The organism is Shewanella marinintestina (assembly GCF_023283845.1).
Taxonomy (GTDB): Bacteria; Pseudomonadota; Gammaproteobacteria; order Enterobacterales; family Shewanellaceae; genus Shewanella; species Shewanella marinintestina.
Map to the genome: position 1 here is coordinate 57,339 of NZ_JAKILC010000007.1, position 23,607 is coordinate 80,945.

19 protein-coding genes are annotated in these 23,607 nt (G+C 44.1%); 11 read left to right on the forward strand and 8 right to left on the reverse strand.

Annotation, left to right across the window (positions count from 1 at the left end; translation table 11 throughout):
- Positions 1-90: 90 nt before the first annotated feature.
- Positions 91-1,644, reverse strand: a complete 1,554-nt coding sequence (norR, locus tag L2747_RS09535; RefSeq protein ID WP_248998806.1) for a nitric oxide reductase transcriptional regulator NorR — start codon at positions 1,642-1,644, stop codon at positions 91-93.
- Between the two features lie 411 nt (positions 1,645-2,055).
- Positions 2,056-2,982 carry an LpxL/LpxP family Kdo(2)-lipid IV(A) lauroyl/palmitoleoyl acyltransferase gene (locus L2747_RS09540; protein WP_248998807.1) on the reverse strand — a complete coding sequence of 309 codons (927 nt, stop codon included), beginning with the start codon at positions 2,980-2,982 and terminating at the stop codon, positions 2,056-2,058.
- A 99-nt stretch (positions 2,983-3,081) separates the two neighbouring features.
- Between L2747_RS09540 and hldE the strand changes: the two genes are divergently transcribed.
- The 5 genes from hldE to L2747_RS09565 all read left to right on the forward strand — a co-directional run bounded on the left by hldE (position 3,082) and on the right by L2747_RS09565 (position 8,054).
- Complete coding sequence (gene hldE / locus L2747_RS09545; protein WP_248998808.1) at positions 3,082-4,512, forward strand: bifunctional D-glycero-beta-D-manno-heptose-7-phosphate kinase/D-glycero-beta-D-manno-heptose 1-phosphate adenylyltransferase HldE; 1,431 nt, start codon at positions 3,082-3,084, stop codon at positions 4,510-4,512.
- 13 nt (positions 4,513-4,525) lie between these two features.
- Positions 4,526-5,443, forward strand: a complete 918-nt coding sequence (locus L2747_RS09550) for a hypothetical protein (RefSeq protein ID WP_248998809.1) — start codon at positions 4,526-4,528, stop codon at positions 5,441-5,443.
- Positions 5,444-5,615: 172 nt separating this feature from the next.
- On the forward strand, positions 5,616-6,107 hold the full coding sequence (locus L2747_RS09555; RefSeq protein WP_248998810.1) for a TetR family transcriptional regulator: 492 nt from the start codon (positions 5,616-5,618) through the stop codon (positions 6,105-6,107).
- 261 nt (positions 6,108-6,368) lie between these two features.
- Positions 6,369-6,962: a hypothetical protein gene (locus L2747_RS09560; RefSeq protein ID WP_248998811.1), complete on the forward strand. Its 594-nt coding sequence runs from the start codon at positions 6,369-6,371 to the stop codon at positions 6,960-6,962.
- A 9-nt stretch (positions 6,963-6,971) separates the two neighbouring features.
- The gene (locus tag L2747_RS09565) at positions 6,972-8,054 is read left to right on the forward strand and encodes a rhomboid family intramembrane serine protease (protein WP_248998812.1); all 1,083 of its coding nucleotides are present in this window, start codon (positions 6,972-6,974) and stop codon (positions 8,052-8,054) included.
- Positions 8,055-8,132: 78 nt separating this feature from the next.
- On the opposite strand, the gene L2747_RS09570 is transcribed toward L2747_RS09565, so the two are convergent.
- The 4 genes from L2747_RS09570 to L2747_RS09585 form a co-directional block, all read right to left on the reverse strand.
- Positions 8,133-9,494 (reverse strand): MipA/OmpV family protein, encoded by a 1,362-nt coding sequence (locus L2747_RS09570; protein ID WP_248998813.1) that lies wholly within the window; start codon positions 9,492-9,494, stop codon positions 8,133-8,135.
- Between the two features lie 149 nt (positions 9,495-9,643).
- On the reverse strand, positions 9,644-11,026 hold the full coding sequence (locus L2747_RS09575; protein WP_248998814.1) for an NAD(P)(+) transhydrogenase (Re/Si-specific) subunit beta: 1,383 nt from the start codon (positions 11,024-11,026) through the stop codon (positions 9,644-9,646).
- Positions 11,027-11,032: 6 nt separating this feature from the next.
- Positions 11,033-11,308 (reverse strand): NAD(P) transhydrogenase subunit alpha part 2, encoded by a 276-nt coding sequence (locus L2747_RS09580; RefSeq protein ID WP_012153916.1) that lies wholly within the window; start codon positions 11,306-11,308, stop codon positions 11,033-11,035.
- Positions 11,308-12,522 (reverse strand): Re/Si-specific NAD(P)(+) transhydrogenase subunit alpha, encoded by a 1,215-nt coding sequence (locus L2747_RS09585; protein ID WP_248998815.1) that lies wholly within the window; start codon positions 12,520-12,522, stop codon positions 11,308-11,310. Before L2747_RS09585 ends, L2747_RS09580 begins: the two co-directional genes overlap by 1 nt.
- Before the next feature lie 345 nt (positions 12,523-12,867).
- On the opposite strand from L2747_RS09585, the gene L2747_RS09590 reads away from it, so the two are divergent.
- The 6 genes from L2747_RS09590 (at position 12,868) to L2747_RS09615 (ending at position 20,980) form a co-directional block, all read left to right on the forward strand.
- Positions 12,868-14,664: an assimilatory sulfite reductase (NADPH) flavoprotein subunit gene (locus L2747_RS09590; protein ID WP_248998816.1), complete on the forward strand. Its 1,797-nt coding sequence runs from the start codon at positions 12,868-12,870 to the stop codon at positions 14,662-14,664.
- A gap of 78 nt (positions 14,665-14,742) precedes the next feature.
- A complete protein-coding gene (cysI, locus tag L2747_RS09595; RefSeq protein WP_248998817.1) occupies positions 14,743-16,440 on the forward strand; it encodes an assimilatory sulfite reductase (NADPH) hemoprotein subunit in 1,698 nt (565 codons plus the stop codon).
- Positions 16,433-17,200: a phosphoadenylyl-sulfate reductase gene (locus L2747_RS09600; RefSeq protein ID WP_248998818.1), complete on the forward strand. Its 768-nt coding sequence runs from the start codon at positions 16,433-16,435 to the stop codon at positions 17,198-17,200. The genes cysI and L2747_RS09600 overlap by 8 nt, the downstream gene beginning before the upstream one ends.
- A 748-nt stretch (positions 17,201-17,948) precedes the next feature.
- Positions 17,949-19,673, forward strand: a complete 1,725-nt coding sequence (locus L2747_RS09605) for a hypothetical protein (protein ID WP_248998819.1) — start codon at positions 17,949-17,951, stop codon at positions 19,671-19,673.
- Positions 19,674-19,811: 138 nt separating this feature from the next.
- Positions 19,812-20,237 carry a DUF3010 family protein gene (locus L2747_RS09610; protein ID WP_248998820.1) on the forward strand — a complete coding sequence of 142 codons (426 nt, stop codon included), beginning with the start codon at positions 19,812-19,814 and terminating at the stop codon, positions 20,235-20,237.
- Positions 20,238-20,407: 170 nt separating this feature from the next.
- On the forward strand, positions 20,408-20,980 hold the full coding sequence (locus L2747_RS09615; RefSeq protein ID WP_248998821.1) for a peroxiredoxin family protein: 573 nt from the start codon (positions 20,408-20,410) through the stop codon (positions 20,978-20,980).
- An 89-nt stretch (positions 20,981-21,069) separates the two neighbouring features.
- On the opposite strand, the gene L2747_RS09620 is transcribed toward L2747_RS09615, so the two are convergent.
- Together L2747_RS09620 and L2747_RS09625 are read right to left on the reverse strand one after the other, a co-directional pair.
- A complete protein-coding gene (locus L2747_RS09620) occupies positions 21,070-21,930 on the reverse strand; it encodes a PA4780 family RIO1-like protein kinase (RefSeq protein ID WP_248998822.1) in 861 nt (286 codons plus the stop codon).
- Between the two features lie 95 nt (positions 21,931-22,025).
- Positions 22,026-23,519 carry a S41 family peptidase gene (locus tag L2747_RS09625; protein ID WP_248998823.1) on the reverse strand — a complete coding sequence of 498 codons (1,494 nt, stop codon included), beginning with the start codon at positions 23,517-23,519 and terminating at the stop codon, positions 22,026-22,028.
- Positions 23,520-23,607: the final 88 nt, after the last annotated feature.

Here is a 23,607-nt window from a genome sequence, read left to right on the forward strand (position 1 = left end):
ATTAATCCCTTTTAACGGCTTTGAGCGCCAATAAACTCCTTAAGTTATATCAGCTTAATTTACGCTCTGCCACAGTCGATAACGCTTGGCTTATTTCAGGCCAATACGTTTGGCAAGGCGATGTAAATTGCCTGAGTCTAAATCTAGCGCCCTTGCGGTGGCTGCCCAGTTATTGCCATTAGCGGCTAAAGCTTGGCGAATATATTGTGCCTGAAAGTTTTCAGTAGCTTGTTTAAGCGTTTGCTTAATATTAGTCTGCGACAAGGTCGATTTTGAGCCTGTGCTCGTCGGTACAGCGGCAATGCTTTTGCTTTGCTGATTATAAAAATCAAAGTGCTGCGGTCTTATCAAGGCAATATTTGATTGAGCTTCGGCGCGGGCTAACACCGCAGCGCGATGGATCACATGTTCAAGTTCGCGCACGTTGCCCGGCCAATCGTAATGGTTGAGTTGAGTGATACTATCAGGGCTGAGTCTTAAACTCTTTAAGCCCAGTTTTTGCCTGCTGCGCTCGATAAAGAATCCGCTTAATAAGATCACATCGCCTTCACGCTCATTCAGTGGTGGCACTATGATGGGGAACACGCTTAAGCGGTGGTATAAGTCGGCTCTAAAGCGTCCGGCTAATACTTCTTGTTTGAGGTCTTTATTGGTGGCGGCAATAATACGCACATCGACTTTTAAGCTTTTATCAGAACCGACTTTCTGTAAGTCGCCATATTGTAATACCCGCAGTAATTTGGATTGTAGCGACAAAGGTAACTCGCCAATTTCATCTAAAAACAGCGTGCCGTTATCGGCAATTTCAAACTTACCACTACGGTGGCTAATCGCGCCGGTAAACGCGCCTTTTACATGACCAAAAAGCTCGCTCTCTGCTACGGATTCCGGTAATGCGGCGCAGTTTAAATACACCAGTGGTTTATTCGCGCGCAGCGACCCCTGATGAATCGACTTCGCAACTAGCTCTTTACCTGTCCCTGTATCGCCTAAAATCAACACATTTAAATCAGTATTGGCGACAACGCTAAGCTCGGTTTGCAAGTTCTGCATCGCATGAGATTGGCCAATAAGCTCTACCTGCGCGTCTAAACTAGTTTGATTAAATGCAGAGGGTACTTGTGATTGCGCTGCTTGTTTTTCAAGTTTATCAATCAGTAAGGCGTTGTTGAGTGAAGCTGAGGCGATAGCGCTTAAGGTGCGCAATTCATTATCGCTAAAGGCATTAAATTGGTTTGGATCAAAGCCATCAATGGTGACGGCGCCAATCAATGTGCCCTCGGCTAGCAGGGGCAAGCCGATGCAGGCATGCACCATTAAGTGTTCATGTTGATGAGGGATTAAACCATCATAAGGATCAGGCAATTCGCTGTTGGCAGGAAATCGCACTACATCACCAGCGCGAGCAATGGCTTCAAGGCGAGGGTGCTCAGATAGAATAAAGCGTCTACCCAGTACATCAGGGCTGAGGCCATCAATCGCTAGCGGAGTAAACTGTTGCCCAGTAAATTGCAGCAGCGCCGCCGCATCACAATGTAGAGTTTGTCTGACTGTATCCAGTAGCCTTGAGAACCTGTCGTGATCCGACAATCCAGAGGTGATATCCAGCGCAATACGGGTAAGGTCGCTTTGGCTCAGTGACATAGGGGCTCCAACTTTAGGTTAGTTCGTTAACCTCGGACGAGTATTTTAGCTGCTATCTCTTATTGCTGATTAGAGTATCAGCTTAGGTTAATAGGGTGTCTTTTTAACAGTATTTAGCTCGCGGGGATTAATGTCAATTTTACAGTTTGACTCAAGTTGGGGAGTTAGATTACATCTATGGCTGGTATGGTGGCTTTGCCACATAAGACTTTTAAGGCATCAAACGAAGTTTGACCTGTAACTAAATCAAACTTCGTTTGATAAAGGGTCGTGAGCTGGAAGCTCACGACCTTAGTCAGGCGCAGCCTGATGCATTAAAAGGTCAAGCGAAGCTTGATTGCTTAAAACATAGTTTGTTAGACGAAGTCTAACTGCCAAAGCCCAGCCTGAATGCGTTAATGCAAACCTAAACTACTTATACAGCGAAGCATCGCCTTTATTCGGCCGGGTCTTAAACCGTCTATGCAACCACATGTATTGTGGTTTGTTACGGCTAATCGTTTCTTCAATAATCCTATTACCGCGTTTAGCATCTTCGACTTCATTTTCACCGGGGAAGTTATCTAACGCCGGTTGGATCTCAATATTGTAGCCGGTGTCATCACTATTACGTTCAACAAAGAAAGGTAATACTTTGGCTTTGCCTAGCTTAGCAAGAGTTGTCGCACCGGTAATGGTTGCGGCGTCGGGAACATTAAAGAAAGGGATGAAAATAGCGCTTGAACGGCCGAAATCTTGGTCGGCGGTGTACCAGATAACATTGGGGGCTCTAAGGCTGCGAACCATCTGACGTAGGTCGCGTTTGGGGACTAAGGCCTTGTTTGAACGCAGGCGGCCTTTAACTTGCAGATATTCCATTAAAGGGTTGTTGTGCGGGCGGTAAACACCGACTCCGGGTTGAAACTGGCCAAAAATTCGGGCGCCCATTTCTAGGGGCAGACAATGGACGGCAAATAGAATCACACCTTGGCCATTGTCTAACGTCTGTTGCACATGCTCTTGGCCTGCTATGGTCATGTGCTGCTGGATCTTTTCATCTGACCACCACCAGGCATTGACCGTATCGAAGATGGCTTTACCGGTTTCTTCAAAATTCAGCTTGAGTAACTTTTCTATTTCATCCTTGGGCATATCGGGGAAACACAGTTCTAGATTACGTCTGGCTGTCTTAGCTCGGCCACCGACAAGTTTCATCCCTAAACGACCCAGACCCGTGCCGAGTTTCATTTGTACTCGTAGCGGTAATAGCTGAGTGAGTCGCATAAAACCAACGCCTAACCATAAGAGCCAGTACTTTGGATGATAAAGATGAGTTGAAAATTGAGCTTTTTCTACCACGTAATTCTCGAATCCATTGAAAAATTACTCATTATTCTAACTCAAAATCGATTAAAATTAGGTACAATCACTATTAAATTTTGTGAAAGATAAGACGTTATGAAGATTTCTCTGCCAGCATTTGAAAAAGCCAAGGTTCTCGTTGTAGGTGACGTGATGTTAGATCGCTATTGGGCGGGGCCTACAGCGCGGATCTCTCCTGAAGCACCTGTTCCAGTTGTGAAAGTTGAACAACTTGAAGATAGACCCGGTGGTGCAGCTAACGTAGCAATTAACATCGCTACATTAGGTGGTGCAGCGAGTCTTGCTGGCATTGTTGGCTCTGACGAGACCGCTGATGCACTGACTTTAGGTATTCAAACTCTTGGTGTTGAGCCTAATTGGCATAAAGTGGCAGGCAAACCAACCATCACTAAGCTCAGAGTTATGTCGCGTAACCAGCAGTTACTTCGACTCGATTTTGAAGAAAGTTACACCCAAGCTGAAAGTGATGCATTACTAGAAAAGACGTTACCTGAACTCGATAAAGTCGATGTCGCGGTATTGTCTGATTACGCTAAAGGCGCGCTTATCTCTCCGCAAAGCTTTATTGAAGCCGCTAACGCTAAAGGCGTTAAAGTGCTAGTCGATCCTAAAGGTAGTGATTTTTCAAAGTATCGCGGTGCGTATTTATTAACGCCAAACATGAGCGAATTTGAAGTAGTTGTGGGTAAGGTTGAATCAGAAGCTGACTTAGTGACCAAAGCCCAAGGTCTGTTGGAGGCTTTTGACCTAACGGCTATGCTAGTGACTCGCTCTGAAAAAGGCATGACCTTAATCACTCGCGATCAACCTGAGCTGCATATCCCAACCGTTGCTCGTGAAGTTTATGATGTGACGGGTGCTGGTGATACGGTGATTTCAGCCTTAGCGACTGCAATTGCTGCAGGTAGCGATTTACCGCAAGCTTGTGCGATCGCTAACACTGCCGCTGGTATAGTGGTAGCTAAGCTTGGTACATCAACAGTGACGCGCCTTGAGTTGATTGAAGCACTGTCGCTTAATCATGGCGAGTCAGGTTTTGGTGCAGTAAGTGAAGACCAATTGGCGTATGCGCTTGAGCAGGCAAAACTGCGCGGTGAGCGTGTAGTCATGACTAATGGTTGCTTTGATATTTTGCATGCAGGCCATGTAAGTTACCTACAACAAGCTCGTGCTCTTGGCGATCGTTTAATTGTGGCGGTGAATACGGACGCTTCCGTTAAGCGTTTAAAAGGTGAAGGTCGCCCAGTTAACTCTGAAGATCGTCGTATGACGGTACTGGCTGCACTGGCGTCTGTTGATTGGGTTGTACCGTTTAGCGAAGACACACCTCAACGCATTATTTCACGCCTACTGCCAGACTTACTGGTAAAAGGTGGCGATTACAAAGTGGAAGATATTGCTGGTGGTGAAGAAGTTATTGCTGCTGGTGGCCAAGTCAAAGTCTTATGTTTTGAAGATGGCATTTCAACGACTGCAATCATTCAAAACATTATGGCTAATCAGTAAAGGTTTAGCATAAGTGATAAGCTCGTTGGCTGTTGCGGCGGTTAGTGTAATCGTCAATGCTACCGTCAGTGTTGTGGCTGTTGCCACAACACCTTTAGCAACGCCAAGTGAGTTTTTATGGGCCGAGATCGGCCCTAAAAAAGCCTTAGTTTGTAAGCTACAACAGCTTGAACCTTGTTTGAATAATCTTCCTGCTTCTGTGCGTAGCCAGTTACCGTCCGCCAGTTATCAATTTCACGCCTTGTTAGCGCAGCGCGGTGCTATGGTGCTGCCTTTACACGATGCGAGCATTGCTGGCTTAGTGATCACTGATTTTGCCAAGATTCCAAAATATCAAACCATTAATTGGGGCGTGGGATATTTCTCTTTAGCACTCGATAAACAAGCGGAGCTGACTTATTGGCATGAGCTGGGTCACTTATACGCTATTGATGCATTAAGTCGCCAAGACAAAACAATTGCAAATCCATATCAGCATGAGTGGTTAGCAGATGTCTATTTAGTGTGGCGCATTGCTCATGAAACCAATAGCTTAGATTTAGCTTGGCAGCAGTACCATAGGCGTAATTTAGCTGCGATGGCGGATAGCGAGTTTATGTCGCATTGGTCGGTGCCTGTTTTAGCGCAAATATTGGCAACTTACTCGGTAGCTCAGTTGCAGCAATTTAGCGATTTCAATGAGTTTTGGCAGGATTTTTCAGGCAAGTTAGTGTTGCATGACAACGACACTCTTGATGAGTTTTCTAGCTTAATGCAGCGCACGTTTGGTGCAGGTACTGTGCAGCCGTTACCGGGATATATGTATTGGCGCAAACCTAAACTGGGGCAATACCTAAAACCGACTCTAGTGCGTATTATGGGGCTAAGTGCGGCGCAATCATGGTTAGCGGAGCAGCAGATGGCGGGTGAAACTGAAGTGGAACATTATTAGTTTGTGGTCATCTTTAGCGCTCTACCTTGTGAAGGTTAGGTTTTTTGTCGGGAGTTTTTGACCGACTTGCTGAACCTTAGCTGAATGAGGCGTCGATTGTATGGCACAACTAAGGTTTTCCTAAAGTGCATTTGTTAGAGTCGTTGTATGTCGATTTTAATAAAGTATGGTTATGGCAAAGCGTTCAAAAGTGGCAACTAAGCAAACGGTACAGCAGATCTTAGACGAAGCGATGAAACAGATCTTGGAGCTGGGTTATGATGCAATGTCATACTCGACACTGTCTGCAGCAACGGGCATTAGCCGCACTGGGATTAGTCACCATTTTCCTCATAAAATCGATTTTCTGCAGCAGCTGGATCCCCGCATAGGCGAATTGTTTATTGATTGCTTAGACTTTTCCAATGCTCAATCGCTACAAGCCTCATGGAAGACCTCGTTAAATAATACCCGTTTCAGGGCTATCATACGTTTGTACTTTTCGTTGTGTGGTTCTAACCAACTAAATCTTGAAAACTACAAAGCCATTTCGCTTGCTAGTGACCATGCAGCTGAAACTCTCGGTGAACCAGGACGTTTATTAGTGAGTGCTTTAGTTGGGCAGAGCGCGATAAGATTACTGGCTACACCAAATGATAGTGAGTGCAATTTACTGGTTAGTTAATCTGCTGTATTCCTTTGCTAGCACAATAAGCTATAGGTAGTCATGATGACGCTGCTGCTTTGCGTTTTTGTCTATTAAAGGCTGTTTATTTTTTAGTATTAAGTTTAATTATCTATCTAGATCCTGTGTGTTCATCCATGTACACTGCCCGCTTTAAATCGTCCCTCGTTTAAAATTTAAGCCGTTATGAGTCTAAGGCGGATACAGCCTGTTAGTCATGCTCGGGGGAGTATGTGCAGCAAAAAAGGAGTCGTGCACGATATGGAAGTCAAACCAAAAGCGCCACCTACGGTAGAGTCTGTTAAACGTTTTCCAAAGTTAGATAACCAAGAATTAGTGAAAACCAGTTTTTGGGTCAGCCAGTTTTTTATGATTATTGCTACTGTCGCTGGAGTCTACTTGGCTGCTCAAGAAGGTTTGAGCCAAGCGATAAAATTTGATGATTTAAGCAACAAACAAAATAACTATTATCTGCGTTATGCTTTATACGATGAAGTAAAAGACAATATCGATACGATAAATGTTTATGCCGATACGCTGACAAAAGGCAGCAGTAACCCTTACGATTTGAAAAATATTCACCCAACGATTTCGACTTTTGTTTGGGAAAATATGCGTTACTCAGCAAATACCTTAGAAACCCCGACTGAAATTCTCACAGAAACCCGTCGCTTTTACATGCTCTCAGACGACATTGTGGCTAAAATTGAGGCGCGATTTTATGGCGCTAACTTCGGCGCCAAAAAACTTAGAGAGTTAACCGCAGAAGTGAGCCAAAACACCTTACCTAAGCTTAAGAAAAACTATACTGCCTTAGGTATTTACCTCGAAGAACATGGCATTACCGTCGAATAAGGAAATATGATGAATTTGAAGTGTCCAGGCTGCGCTAGCGACGAAATGCGAGTGTCTTTTTTTCATGGTCAAGAAGTCGATAGCTGTACTGCTTGCGGTGGTATTTGGTTTGACAGTGGTGAGCTTAATGCTGCGCTTTCTGCAGCCGATAATGGTAATGATAGTGTTGGTATTGAGAACTCATTGGGTTGTTATAAAGGGCCGTCTCAAAAAAGCTGCGTTCATTGTGATGAGGTTTTACACCATTACCATTTAATGGATGATTTCCATGTTGAAATTGATATATGCCACTCTTGTACCGGTGTTTGGATTGATGAACATGAGCGTGAAAAAGTGGTGCAGTCACCGCAAATTCACGCCGCATTAGAAGAGTTAAATAAAAAGGTAAACCTTAAGACCTGGCTATTTCAATTTTTAATGCAAATGCCGATGGAGTATAACCTTAAGCCTAAAAGTACACCTTGGGTAACCTATACCTTAATTGCGATTAACACCTTTATTTTTATTGCCACAGTACTGCAACCAAACGCAACTGAGTGGATTTACGATACGTTTGCTTTAAAGCCGGTTGATTTAGTGCAGGGGCAACATGTTACTGGCTTGGTGAGTCATATGTTTATGCATGGTGGCTGGATGCACCTGATTGGTAATATGTATTTTCTGTACGTAGTTGGTGATAATTTAGAAGATGCTTTGGGGCACAGTCGATTTTTAACTATGTATTTGATATGTGGTTTTGCCGCTGCTGCAGGGCATATTATTTCAGACCCAAGCTCGTCGATTTACATGGTTGGTGCAAGCGGTGCGATTGCCGGACTATTTGGTATGTATTTACTTTGGTTTAGGCATGCAAGTTTGACCTTTATGTTCATCATTTATCAAAAGAAACTGTCGCCAATGGCATTTTTTGCTATTTGGTTACTGATGAATCTTGCTGGTGCTTATTTTGGCGGTGGTGGTGTAGCTTATTGGGCGCACATTGGTGGTTTTGTTGCAGGGCTTAGTATTGGCTTAGTGCTGAAAAAGCAGGTGATGCGTGATAATCCAATCTTAAGTATGCTAAATTCGGATGAATTAAAAGTTGCCCGTTAATACATTCAGGCTGCTTATATTAGCCGTATAAATAAAAAAGGCCGCTGACGCGGCCTTTTTTATTGGTATATTAATAGCTTAGAAGTGCCACTGCAGATATACGCTTTGGTAGTTACTGCCGCCGCTAATACGTCCAAAAGCTGAGCTGGACTCGAAGATCCCTGAACGGTGGTGAATGCTATAACCCAACCACATATTGTCTAACTTAGCAGAATTAAAAATATCGCCGACGTTGACATCGAGAGAGAAATCTAAGTAATTAAGCAGCTTTGAAGGCTTATAGCCTTTGATATCAAGCTCCGAGCCTTCAATGTGAGTTACGTTGCTGACATAAGATAAACCTTCAGCAACACCGAGTCTAAATCGAGGTCCTAGTTCAAAGGTATAGTAGGCCTTTACAGCAATTACGGCTTCAGCAATATCGTCTTGTACTTCTGAGCTGTAATGCCAAGCAACACCCGGAGTTAAGTAGAGGTCGATAGGCAGGTTGAATAGGCTATCCGTTAGCTGAGTACCGTAAAATACTGAACTCATTTGGTTATTATATGGGTCAGTCTTAGTTTGCCACTTTAAGATGGCATTGAGGTTTGATGGCGTAGCCCAACCATGGGCGACGCGTATGTATTCGCTGCCCTCTTTACGCTTTTTTTGTACAGGTTGCGCAGAGTATTTTTTCTTGTTTGGTTCAGGATAGAAGCCAAAACCGAAGAAAGATTCATATTGAAAGCGGTTATTAATGGTCGGTAGGTGGTAGACGTCATCTTCAAGACGACCAACACCGAATTGACCAAGCAGATATAAGTTACTCGCTACATGATAACGGGCTTTTATACCAGCATTAAAGGCGATGCCGCCACCGACGTCATACTGCTCCAAGCCATAGTAATAGTCATTAAAGTCTGCACTTTTCCATTGAAACTCAGCATAGGGCTTAAGAGTCCAGTCACCTGATTGCCAGCTGTACTGGGTACGGCTGTAACCGTAACTGCGTTTATTGGAGTCCGATAAAAAGGCGATATCAAAGTCCCATTGATCTTTAACAAAACGGTACTGCAGACCAAAGTCAAAAGCTTGCGACTGCGATTCGTTTTGCAGCTCTTTCGGAATATCAACAAAGCGAAAGCGGGTATAGAGGTTTATCTGGTGATTATCGTTTTTCCAGATATGGCCTGCCGCTTCCATGCCATTGATATAGAAATAATCATTTTCAAAGTAGATTAATGGCAAAGTGTCGTAGACTTCGTCTTGCTCGGTAGCGTAGGGGATATCACCGCGGCGCACTCCGATACCTATGCCCCAGTTATTAGGCCATTGGACTTCAGGCTCTGCTGCAAGCTCAACTGGCGGTGGCGGCATGGGTGATTGCTGTTCTGCTGCCTGCAATGTAGCGCTGGCGATGAGTAAACTAAAAGGTAACAAGCTCTGTATTTTCAGTGTCATATTTTATTCTTGTTAGCGCGGGTACTGTGAGTAAGAGTACTGCGTTTTGAATCATGAATCACATTATTTTAACAATGTAGGGTTAAATAGTGCTTAATAAAAAAGGCCGCATATAGCGACCTTTTAGATGATTAATAGTTAGTAGGCCATTAATCGGCTTCTTTTAGACTCTGGGTCAGTTCAACAATGGCTTTTTTACCGTCGCCAAACAGCATCAATGAGTTATCCATAGCAAATAGTGGGTTAGGTAAACCCGCAAAGCCTGGGCTCAATGAGCGCTTAACGACAACTACTGTTTTAGCTTTATCGACGTTCAGGATCGGCATGCCGTAAATAGGGCTGCCTTTATCTTCACGAGCCATTGGGTTGGTTACATCGTTTGCACCAATCACAATTGCTACGTCAGTTTGCTCAAACTGAGGGTTGATCTCATCCATCTCAATCAACTGCTCGTAAGGCACTTCGGCTTCAGCTAGTAGTACGTTCATATGGCCTGGCATACGGCCCGCAACAGGGTGTATAGCGTAAAGTACTTGGGTACCACGCGCTTCCATTACTGAGGCGAGCTCTCGCACAGCATGCTGGGCTTGCGCCATCGCTAAGCCGTAACCTGGAACAATAACAACGCGCTCAGCAGTCTCAAGTAGCATCGCCACTTCTTCTGGCGATGATGAGGTTACTTTACCAGCGTAAACTTCATCAGCATCAACTGTTTCACCACCTTCAGCCATTACGCCAAATAGTACGTTAAACAGTGAACGGTTCATCGCTTTACACATGATTTGTGTCAGGATGATACCCGATGCACCAACCAGAGAGCCCGATACAATCAATACTGTGTTGCCAGTAATAAAGCCGGTAGTTGCTGCAGCAATACCTGAATATGAGTTAAGCAAAGCAATTACAACTGGCATATCGGCGCCGCCAATTGGCACAACCAATAACAAGCCAAGTACTAGTGAAACCGCAACTAATGCGTAGATCAGGTTGATATTGCTTGGGTCCATTACGATAGCAATGGCAAGACCAATGGCACTGATAAGTAAAATCGCGTTAAGGATTTTATTACCCGGTACCTTAATTGGGTTACCTGAGATCAACTCTTGCAACTTAGCAAAAGCGACAAATGAACCCGATAGCGTTACGGCACCAATAATCACTGTTGCAGTAATAGAGACAAGCGCAACAGTGTGGGTGGCTGAGCTAGGGTCAAGGAAGTTTGCTAGGGCAATAAATAGCGAGGCACCGCCACCAAAACCATTAAGCATAGCTACCATTTGTGGCATTGAGGTTACTTGGATTTTCGTTGCCATTACAGCACCAATAGCACTACCAAGTAGCACACCAGCAATAATCCACTCGTAGCTTAGAATGCTTTGATCGAATAGTGTAACCACTACCGCGATAAACATACCGAGTGCTGAAAGCTGGTTACCACGAACCGCAGTACGTGGCTTAGTTAGCCCTTTAATACCTAAAATAAATAGGCTTGCCGCTACAAGGTAGGCGAGGTAAATAATCGTCGTACTCATAGTGGCTTATTTCCTTTTGAACATGGCTAGCATGCGGTTAGTTACCATGTAACCACCGACAACATTAATCGTGGCAAGTACTACGGCAATAAAGCCTAATACGTTGACCCAGATGCCTGCACCAGAACCTGCTGAAAGCAGTGCGCCAACCAGAGAGATCCCTGAAATCGCATTTGAGCCTGACATTAATGGTGTGTGCAGCGTTGGTGGTACTTTGGTGATCATCTCGACACCTAAGAATACCGCCACCACAAATAGAGTTAACAGCAGTAAAATTTCCATTATTTAGCCTCCGAAGTGGTTGAGTTAGCGCTTTCAATTGAGTCTTCGTTAGGGCTAGCAACTTCTAAAGCGGGTAAGCCTAAAAGGTCGCGCAGACGTGCACTCGCTACTTCACCTTGATGAGCAACAACAGTGTCTTTGACGATTTCATCTTCAAAGTCGAGGTTTAGCTCGCCTTCTTTACTAACGAGTAGCTTAAGCAGGTTTTCAATGTTAGTGCCGTACATCTGACTAGCATGGTTTGCAGCTGTGCCCGGTACATTTGATGGCCCAAGAATGGTGACACCTTTGTAAACGACTTCTTTATCAAGCTCGGTTAGTTCACAGTTCCCACCGGTTTCAGCAGCAAGATCGACAATAATGGTGCCGCTCTTCATGCCATCAACCATTTCCTTGGTGATAAGGATCGGTGCTTTACGCCCTGGAATTGCTGCTGTTGTGATAACAATATCTTGCTGTGCAAGTACGTTCGCCATCGCTTGTTGCTGACGTTTTAAGAAGTCATCAGACTGTTCTGCTGCATAGCCACCTTTGGTTTCAGTATTTTCAGCTTCGAGGTCAAGCTCAACTGGTTTAGCGCCAACAGAGATGATCTGTTCACGCGCGGCAGGGCGAATATCATATGCCTCAACGACAGCACCTAAACGCTTTGCTGTAGCACAAGCCTGTAGACCCGCAACACCCACACCCATGATAAAGGCGCGTGCTGGTTTTAAGGTACCCGCTGCGGTCATCATCATTGGGAATAGTCGCGGCGCTTTATGGGCTGCAAGTAGCACTGCTTTATAGCCAGCAATGGTTGCCATAGATGACAGAATATCCATGCTTTGTGCACGAGTGATGCGCGGTACAAGCTCTAGCGCAATCGCGGTTGCACCTGTTGCGGCAATAGTTTGTGCATTTTGTGGCTGCGCAAGTGGATCCATCATACCAATAACAATTTGCTGAGGTTTAATCGCTGCCGATAGCTCTGCAAGTTGCTCATCTTTAGCGTTTACTACTGTGATGATATCTGCTTCAGTTAGCACTTGTTGGCGAGACACAATCGATGCGCCTGCTTGAATGTATTCTTCATCGGTAAAGCCTGCATTGCTGCCAGCGCCACTTTCAACAAGAACTTGTAGGTTATTTTTAAGCAGTCGAGTCACATTGGCAGGAATAAGCGCAACGCGACTTTCAGCTGCATGACTTTCTTTGGGTAGACCTAGCTTCACAAAGGTAAACCTCTCTGTTGAGGACATTCGTCGGGACAGATGTCATTTATTTGTCAGGATGCATATTGTGGCGACTCTTAATCTAGACACAAGCGCATATTTTTCAATATCCCACTTTATGGACTGGTCAGACTGAAAAATTTGCGCTAAGCCACACTTTTGAATAGAAGTTTGCGCTAGCAAACCCTATTGCAAACCAGTTTATTGATTCGCTAGTTACTTTTGTAGCTTAATTTTTGAGCTTTGTATATTCCTAAATCGAATTAAAAATTATCTTTTATTCTTTTTTTCTTTTGTTGGGAGGGGCTAAGCTTGCCAACAATATACTGATACAGGGCCGTTTCCATGTTGTTAAAAGAGCTTTCCTCACTCGCTTCGCCGCTTTCTGCTGGCCAAGTTGATAAGTTAAAGCAGCTCACTGCAGAGCTGAGTGCCGTTCAACTTGCTTGGGTTAGTGGCTATCTTGCTGCAACATCTGAGCAAGGAACGGCTGAACTACCACAAGCGGCTGGCAGCAGCGATGCTGGTGCTGAACAAACCATATCGATTGTTTATGGTAGCCAAACTGGAAACGGTCGCGGCATTGCTTCAGAGCTTGCAGAAAAAGCACAGGCTCAGGGTTATGCGGTTAACTTGGTTTCGATGGGCGATTATAAAACTCGCCAATTAAAGCAAGAGAGCTTATTGCTGTTAGTGGTGAGTACTCATGGTGAAGGCGATGCGCCGGATGATGCGATTGAACTGCACAAATTCTTAAGCTCAAAGCGTGCCCCTAAATTGGATAACTTAAATTATTCGGTGCTTGCATTAGGGGATTCAAGTTATGAGTTTTTCTGCCAAACAGGTAAAGACTTTGAGTCTCGCCTCAACGCTTTAGGGGCAACTGCGATTGCGCCGTTAGTTGAGTGTGACGTTGATTACCAAGAGCAGGCTGAACAGTGGCAAGCGGATGTATTAGAAGCGGTTAAGCCACTTATTCAAACAGCCGGTGCGAGCGTGGTATCGATAGCTTCTAGCCACGTAACAACTAGCAGCTACACCAAACAAAAGCCCTATAGCGCAGAGCTCTTGGTTAGCCAAAAACTCACGGGTCGTGATTCTGACCGCGATGTGCGCCATGTTGAGATTGAGCTCGGTGAATCTGGACTCAACTACCAAGCTGGTGATGCACTAGGTGTGTGGTTTACCAATTCACAAGATTTGATTGCTGAGCTGCTGAGGAGTTTAAAGCTTGATGCGAACGAAGCAGTTACAGTCGGTAAAGAAAAGCTTAGCTTGCTTGAGGCGTTGACTCATAAGAAAGAGTTAACACAGTTATATCCAGGTTTAGTGACTGGCTGGGCTGATCTAAGCCAAGATCCAAAGCTATTGGCTATTAGTGCTGATAAGTCGCTGACCCGTGAGTTTGTTAATAACCACCAAGTTGCCGATTTAGTGCGTTTGTTCCCCGCTAGCGTTACCGCAGAGCAATTTGTTAGCCTTCTGCGCGGTATTACTCCAAGACTTTACTCTATTGCGTCAAGCCAAGCTGAAGTTGAATCAGAAGTTCACTTAACCGTAGCCTTGGTTGAAGATGAGCGTGATGGTGTGGCCCGCTTTGGTGGTGCATCGCAATTCCTTGCCAGCGCCGAAGAAGGGCAAACGGTACAAGTTTATGTTGAGCCTAACAATCACTTCCGTTTGCCTGAAAATCCTGACACCCCGGTGATTATGGTTGGTCCTGGAACTGGCGTCGCTCCATTTAGAGCCTTTATGCAGGAGCGTGCAGCACAAGGTGCTGAAGGGAAGGCTTGGTTGTTCTTTGGTAATCCGCATTTTGAGCAAGATTTCCTATATCAAACAGAGTGGCAGCAGTATCTGCAAAGTGGCGAATTATCACGCATTGATCTCGCTTTCTCTCGCGATCAAGAGCACAAAGTTTATGTCCAGCACAAATTGGCTGAGCAAGGTGAAGCACTGTGGCAGTGGCTTGAATCTGGTGCGCATTTTTATATTTGTGGTGATGCAGAGCGTATGGCGAAAGATGTGCATCAAGCGTTGTTGGACTTAGTGATGAAGTACGGCAATAAAAAGCCAGAGCAGGCTGAGCAATACTTAGAAGAATTAAGAGCCGCTAAGCGTTATCAAAAAGACGTCTATTAGGCTCCATTTTGTCAATGATGAGCGACGCCATGCTAAAGCAGGCGCAAAACCAAAAGAATTTTAAGAGAGTGCCTTGCTATGAGTGAGCAAAAGTTAGCAGTAAATGAATACCTGAAGACCGACAGCGATTATTTGCGCGGTACCATCCAAGAAGGCTTAGATACAGCGGTTACTGGTGCCTTTAGTGAAGGCGATCAGCAGTTGATCAAATTCCACGGTTTTTATCAGCAAGATGACCGTGACTTACGTAACGAGCGTAAAGAGCAAAAGCTAGAGCCTTTGTATAGCTTTATGTTACGCGCCCGAGTAGCCGGTGGTGTGTGTTCTCCTGAGCAGTGGTTGGCGGTAGATAAAATTGCTTCAAACCTTACAAGCTCAAACAGTATTCGTTTAACGACGCGCCAAACGTTTCAGTACCACGGTATACCAAAGCGTAACCTTAAAACGATTATTCAAGATCTTGACCGTGAAGCTCTAGATTCTATCGCCGCATGTGGTGACGTTAACCGTAACGTGATGTGTAATCCAAACCCAGTTGAGTCGAAGTTGCATCAGCAGGCTTACGCTTACGCTAAAAAGCTATCTGACAACATGCTGCCGCACACCAAAGCCTATGCAGAGATCTGGCTCGATGATGAAAAGTTGGTGACCACAGAAGGTGAAGAAGTTGAGCCGGTATACGGTAAAACTTATCTGCCGCGCAAGTTTAAGATGGCAGTTGCTGTACCGCCTGATAATGACGTTGATGTTTACACTAATGACCTTGGCTTTGTTGCCGTTGCTGACGGCGATGAGTTAATTGGTTTTAATATGGTTGCCGGTGGTGGCATGGGCTCGACTCATGGTGAAGTTGCTACATTCCCACGCTTAGCAGATGATTTTGGTTATATCAAAGCGGAAGATACCCTCAAATTTGCTGAAGCGGTAATGACGATTCAACGTGATTGGGGGAATCGTGAAAACCGTAAGCTATCACGTTTAAAGTACACCATAGTGAAACATGGCTTTGATAAGTTTAAAGCAGAAGTCGAAGCTCGTACTGGTATTAAATTCGAGCCAAAGCGTGATGTGGTGATAGGTGATCGTGGTGATCGTTATGGCTGGAAACAAGGTGTGGACGATAACTGGCATTTGACTCTGTTTATTGAAGGTGGCCGTGTTAAAGATTTACCGGGTCAACCGCTGCAAACAGGCTTGAGAGAAATCGCCAAGATCCATAAAGGTGATTTCCGTATGACCTCTAATCAAAACATTATTATTGCAGGCGTCCCCGCTGCCGATAAAGAACAAGTTGAAGCATTAGCAAGGCAGCATGGGTTAATGGGTAAGCTAATTACTGAAACCCGTGGTCACTCAATAGCGTGTGTGGCACTGCCGACTTGTGCGTTAGCCATGGCGGAAGCAGAGCGTTATTTCCCTGACTTTTTAACTAAAGTGGAAGCGTTGCAAGAAAAGCATGGCTTCCTAGATCAAGGCATCGTTATTCGTATGACTGGGTGCCCTAATGGTTGTGCTAGACCCTTCGCAGCAGAAATTGGTTTAGTCGGTAAAGCACCGGGACGTTATAACCTTTATCTTGGCGCCAGCTTTGAAGGGACACGTTTAAACAAACTGTACCGAGAGAATATCCAAGAAGCGGAAATCCTCTCGGAGTTAGATACCTTGTTTGCGCAGTATGTGGCAGAGAGACAAACAGGTGAAACTTTTGGTAATTACACTGTGCGTAGCGGTGTGGTTGCAGCTGTAAATGATGCGGCTAAGGATTTTCATGGCTAATCTCCAAGCTGTTGACTCTGTTATTTCGGCGGATGAACTCAAGGCTTTATTGGATGCACCGAAAGTTGAGCAACAAACGGAATTAAAACGTGTTAATGCATTTTTGGAGCAATTAACACCGGTCGAGCGTGTTCGCTGGGCGTTAATTTACTTACCAGGCAATCATGCACTATCGTCTAGTTTTGGTATTCAAGCGGCGGTAATGCTGCATATGGTGAGTACTGAAAAGGCTGATATTCCGGTGTTACTGACAGACACTGGTTATCTGTTTAATGAAACTTATCAGTTTATTGATGAATTGACTGAAAGGTTAACGCTTAACTTAAAAGTGTACGCATCGCCATTTAGTGCTGCTTGGCAAGAAGCTCGCTTTGGTAAACTGTGGGAACAAGATATTGATGGTTTAGATAAGTATAACCAAATCAATAAAGTTGAGCCTATGCAACGTGCTTTAGCTGAGCAAGATGTGTCGACTTGGTTTGCGGGCTTAAGACGGTCACAGTCGAGTACACGTGAAGACTTGCCAGTATTAGCGATTCATGGACAACGCTATAAAATATTGCCGATTATTGATTGGAGTAATAAACAGGTACATGAATACCTAACCGAGTTTGAACTGCCATACCACCCATTATGGGATCAAGGTTATGTATCCGTTGGAGATACCCATTCGAGTAAACCACTTGAGCTGGGCATGAGCGAAGAGGAAACTCGTTTTAATGGATTAAAGCGAGAGTGCGGGTTGCATTTTGATATCTAACATTGCCAACGCGATAAGGTTATAAGTGGTACTATCGTGCTATCTATGGTTGCTAAGTGTTAACTTTGTATACAAAGGAGCTTTTGTCAAGAGTATGTAAATATTAACTTTTTAATCCTTTAGTATTAAAAATAATTTATTTTGTACATTTTTGCTCACAGGGTTATGCACAGTTAGTTTTTTTAGGCTATAGTCCAAAGTTCCCGTAGATGGTTTTAGGGAACTGTTCTGTATCAGACCCTATTGGGTCAAGTAATACTTAGTCTTCCACTGGTTAACTTATTAGCCAGCTAAGCATTACAGGCAGAGCCGTCAGTAACCAGATAAACCAAGCTTAGCTTTTGTAGCCATATAAGGGCAAAAGTTGAGTGCTTTGATTGGCTTGCTAGCGCCTGCTTATCAAGCAATTTGTACCCCAGGTCTCCCAGTTATTATGGAGTCTCTGGGGTTTTCATTTTATGAGGTAACCTCTTCTCCCTCTTGTACTTTCCCTATCTAGTTGTACTTATCTTCGATGGTTTGTAGCGTCGCTTTCTATAGCATTTACACTGTTTTTTTGGGCTGTAGGTCAATTACTTGCGCTGGCGACTACTGATGATAATTGGCTTATTTTGATTCGAAGTGGCTAGTAAAGCCTAAATGTGTTTTTGCTTAAGTTGGTAATAAGTAGGGACAATGTTGTAGTATTGCTGCGCTAATAGGTTGTTTCGCTTTTATTGGATAAATTGAATTATAAATGGAGTTTTGAATGAATAAGATGCTTATTGCCGCGGCAGTTGTCGCTGTAGGTGCGGGTGGATATTGGTATAGCCAGCAATCGGCGCCCTTGTCGACGAGCGATAATGCAGTACTAAGCTATGTACCTGCTGATACCCCTTTATTTTCTGCGCAGCTCACACCTTTCCCTATTAAATCTTATATTAACTCTTTACCTGAAGCTTACAGGCAGTACCCTGTTGACGTCTTAGATGAGCTTGAGCAAGAAGACGATCCTAGAGCCCAGTTTTTTGTCAGCTTGATGAAGTCTTATATGGCGTCCATGAAAGATGGCGAAACATTCATTAAGACCTTTGGTTTTGCTGCAGATATTCGCAGTTATTTTTATACTCTTGGCGCTATGCCGGTATTAAAAATCGAAGTTGAAAATGCTGACGCTGTTTGGGCTTTACTGGATAAAGCTGAAGCAGAGAGTGGCTTGATGCATATCAATGCCAACTTAAAAGGGGTTGATTACCGCAGTTATAAGCTCACTAGTGAGACAGAAGAAGAACAGATAAATTTAGTGTTTGCTGTGCATGATGGTTTGTTGACAACCACCTTTAGTACCTCGTTTAGCGATGCAACTTTACTTGAAACTGCATTAGGTGTGACGCCCGTAGATCACTCTATTACTGATGCAAATATCATTCAAGACATCATTACTAAGCATGGCTTTACCAATGAAGGGATTAGCTATATCAATCATAAAGAGATTGTGACGGCGCTAACCAGTACTGACGGTAATCAATTGGCAGGTCAGCTATCAAAATTATTCGCTATGGCTGATGAAGATCCATTTGAAGAATTAAGAACGCCAGCGTGTAGTGCTGAGCTAGCTTCTATTGCGAATAATTGGCCGCGTACCGTTGCTGGTTATGATGAGCTTAAGGTAACCGATAGTGCGAGTTCATTTGGTTTTAGAACGGTAATAGAGAGTGAAAACAAGCTACTGATCGATGCCTATCAAAAGCTACGCGGGTTTATTCCTGCATACGTGCAAGATATCGATAATAGTGTATTTACCATGGGCGTAGGCATTGATGTAAACCAAATGGTGCCATCACTTACTGCTATCTGGGATGACATGCTGACACCTGAGTACCAGTGTGCGCCTTTGGCGGAAATGCAAGCGCAAATGAGCCAGCAAAACCCCGCTATGTTAGGTATGGCTACAGGTATGGCTAATGGTGTTAAAGGTATTGGTGTTTCGCTTATTGATTATAAAATTGCTGACGACTTAGATGATCCTAAGTTAGAGAGTGTAGACGCTGTGATCAGCTTATCTGCTGAAAACCCAGCAATGCTATTCAATATGGCTAAGTCATTTTCTCCAGAGCTTGCTAGCGTTCAATTACCGACGAATGGTGATGCAATTGATCTAAGCAGCATGTTACCGCTGCCACCTGAAATGAATATTTCGCCAAAACTGGCTGTTAAAGGTAATCATTTAGTGCTGTTTGCAGGTGATAAAGGTGAAGCTGTCGCTAACTCTCTAGGGCAAGAAGCACTTGCCAATAATGGCTTGATGCTAATGTCTGCTGATTACATGAAAATGTTTAAGCCGCTACTGACTTTTATCGAGCTTACGGGTGAGCAAGTGCCTGAAGAGTTAGAAATGATGAAGCATTATGATATGCGCGTTAAGTTTGGTTTGGATATCGACCAAAAAGGTTTTCAAATCGATTCGCACCTCGACTCGCGCTCAACTCAATAAGCGAACTATGCCATAATCATCGCGCAACGCCAGCCATAGGCTGGCGTTTTATTATGGCCTATTTATTCTTTGAAATGCAGTGTCGTTGAGGAATATGGTTAACAGGCTCAGTTATTTTTGTGTAGGTGTGGAGTGGTGATGGGCGAACAGGTAGTTTGTGGCATATTTTTAAAAGCGAATGAAGTTAGAGTGGTGACCTTAGCAGGTAATCGAGCAACTCATCAGCTTATAGCGCCTAAAGTAAGCAAGTTTAGTTTGATTAAAAATCCGAACCAGGCAGACGTTAAAAACTTTATCACGCAATTGCAGGGCTATATTAGCGAGCATAAGGTTAATAAAGTGGTATTAAATCGTCGAGCCACCACTGGGCAAGGTGCTGGTGGAGCGGGAACCTTCTTGATGGAAGGGGCTATCTTGGCAAGTATTGAACAAGAACTTGAGTTTGTGCACCCTGCAACGCTGCGGGCGACAGATAAGCGTTGTTTAGCATTGAAATCTACGAAACCTAAAACGGTTGATTTAGGTAAAGCTTATGATTTGGCTTTTGAGTGCTTAAACGCATAGGTGTTATAAAAAATTCAGGTTATAAGTGATTGAGCAGCTAGTATTTAATGGCAACAATGATCTTTTTCAGCGGTGAAGCGTATGGTTGATTAACGTGAAGCTTTTGCTAGGTTTACAGGATTCAACATAGGGCTCTATGAGCTCTAATAATTTGATAAGGCGATAAAATAATGATTAAACAGCTTTCAAAACTAGGTTTTATAGCATTTTTGCTATTGCCACTTACAGCTGCTGCAACCGATTTAAAAGTTGGTGATGTAGCTCCTGATTTTAAACTACAGGCAACCGATGGCCATTTCTATCAGCTTAGTGACTATAAGGGTAAGCAAAACCTCGTTTTGGCTTGGTACCCAATGGCGAATACTCGCGGGTGTACTTTAGAATGTAAATCGTTAGTAGAAAAGGGACATCTTATTCGTGAGTACAATGCGGTTTATATGATGGCAAGCGTTGATGACTTAGAAGATAACCAAGCCTTTGCTCGGGAACAAAAAGCGGACTTCCCGATGCTTAGCGATCCGACTAAAGAAACGGCTAAAGCTTATGACGTTCTAAATTTAGTGCGTGTGGCAAGCCGAGTGACCTTTTATATCGGCACTGACGGCAAGATCCTTAAAATTGATGAAGATATCAATGCTAAAACTGCAGCAGAAGATATTGCAACTACGTTAGCTGAGCTCAATGTTGAAAAAGTTAATCAAGAGCAAGAAGTAAATAATAGCGAAACAGCTCAAGTTGAGTAAACGGCTTGATGACATTAAAAAGCCCAGCTAATCGCTGGGCTTTTTAGTTAAAGGCGTTACTAACCGCGATTTGTAAGCGTTAGCTAAGTCTAAAATTCATCTTCTGTTTCAGCTTGAATACGTGCTTTACGCTCTTGCTCTTCTTCAAATGCAGCTTGGATTTCGGCCAATACTGATTCAATGTCTGCACTGTGCTCGCTTTCAACAAATTGGCCTGTAAGCACTGTGTCTGGTAATAAATCGCCAGACTCAAACTTTAGCCACATCTCTTGAGCATATTTACTCGTCAATAGTGCTGGCGAAAATTGACCATAATATTGAGTCATATTATTCACATCACGCAGTAGCATACGTTTAGCATTGTTATTTGCTGCGGCATCTACGGCTTGGGGTAAATCTATAATTACCGGGCCAGTATGATCAAGTAGCACGTTAAACTCAGAAAGATCACCGTGAATAAGGCCTGCGCAAAGCATACGCTGCACATCTTTCATAACTAAAGCGTGATGCGCTGTCGCCATTTCAGCTGTTAGGCTAACATCGTTTAGCCGTGGCGCAACGTAACCAGCTTCATCGGTTATTAGCTCCATTAGCAATACGCCGTCAAAGCATCCGTATGGGGTAGGCACGCGAACGCCGGCATTCGCTAGGCGAAATAGCGCATCAACCTCGGCATTTTGCCAAGCTTGTTCTTGTTCCTGACGGCCGTAGTTGGAGCCTTTCTCCATCGCACGGGTTCTGCGAGAGTTACGACCTTTGCGACCTTCACGGTATTCGACAGCTTTTTTAAAACTACGTTTATCGGCTTCTTTATAAATTTTGGCGCAGCGAACGTCATCACCACATCTAACTATGTATACATCGGCTTCTTTGCCGCTCATTAATGGACGAATCACTTCGTCAATTAGTCCTTCATCAACCAGAGGTTGGAGTCGTTTTGGGGTTTTCATGGGGCTCTTATACCTTAGTTAGCCTGGTGATGGAATGGGTTCGCTTATTATCATAAAAAAAAATGACATTTATTAGCTCCAACTGACCATAATGACTAACGTTTTTCCAAAGTCGCAATAGCTACTGTACCTTTAAGTGGAGCGAGTGAACGAGTTAGTTTTTGCGCGGCAATGAGTGCAACAACCTGCTCGTCTTCAAAGGCTAGATGGTTAAGTTGCATTGCTGGAGCTAAGCCAATGCCCGAGATTAGCTGACCGCTTGGTGAATAGACAATGCCTTGGCTAAATTGCAGCTGAATTCCGCTATTGGGTAAGGTGGCATAATAACGCGGACTTAAGCTGCCACGAGTGGTTTCACCGATGAGCTCAACGTTAGGCCAATTGAGGGAAGCGAGTGCTATCCACTCACATTCTAGCTCGCAGCTAGAATCGATTAATAACGTGAGCTTTTGCTGGCTGATTTCAGCAGAGTTTGGCGAGCTTTGATGTTGGCGCACTAAAAAGTCACTGAGGGCGCTATTTTGGTTTAGTGCATTGTTAAATCCGTGATTAAGCAGTCGAGATTGCTCAAAAAAACTCAGCTCTGCAATAGAGAAATATTGATTGGCAATATGCTCTGCCCTTGATGTAGCAAAACGTTTATAGCGCAGTAAGCCGATACTGGTAGATTGATTAGCTTGACCAAAATGACTCTGCAGCAACGCCATTAGTTGAGGCTGTGGCGACTTTATAGCGCGGATATCGAGTGTGAGTGGTGAGCGACTCTCCTGTTGGGAATATAGCTCTTTTTGAGCCAATAGATGAGATAGCTGTTTAATCGTTGCAGAGTCTAGCTCATCCTCAAAACGCAGAAGGTGATGCTCAGAATTAGCTATTGAGTGGCTTGGAGTAGATGCTGTAAAAGGTTGCAAGCCACCGGTATCAGACGATTCATGAGCGAGTGTTAGTGTATGTTGCTCACTCACTTCACCATTACTGAGAGTTAGTACAACCTTTTTGTTAGCGGCAAGGCCGATGTCTTGGCGTAATTTAGTAATATGCTGAAGCCAATCAGTCTGGGCTTGAGCCGATTGCTTTAACGGATTGGCAAGATAAACTTGGGCGGCCTTTACCCAGCGGTTCATAGGAATACCATCTATATGGGTTAGATAAGGTAAGTCTTCTGCCAATAGCTTTTTCTTGTTAGAAAAGGCGTGCCAGTGCTCTCCATCAAAGCGCAGAGCTAAAGGTAAAGTTACAGCTGTTTGTGTGCTGGATATCAGAGAGACGGAAGCGGCTGGATCATTAAGCTTACTTATCAGTTGCTGGAGCTGTTGCTCTAGCGCCGCTGCTGAGGTTTGTTTGCTTGCTGACCGCGTAAGCTTTTGGCTTTCAGTTTCAATGCGTTGTAAATCTTGCGGGCTGAGAACAGCAAAAGCTGATCGTTGCTTAATCACGTCGACAAAAAACTGTATGTCTTGTTGGTATTGTTGGCGGTTTAATTGAGTGGCAAAAGTGCTTGGATAAAAAGCTAGATATAACAGCTGCACAATACTCACAAACATGAGTATTGTGAAAGCCGAAATCGTGCCCCTAAAGCTCAAAAGCATAAACCATCCTTATTATGCAAGCTTGGCGCACAGGCTTTCAAGCTTGCTTTAGATGTGTTTTGGTATCGAGCTTTATGGCTACTGTATG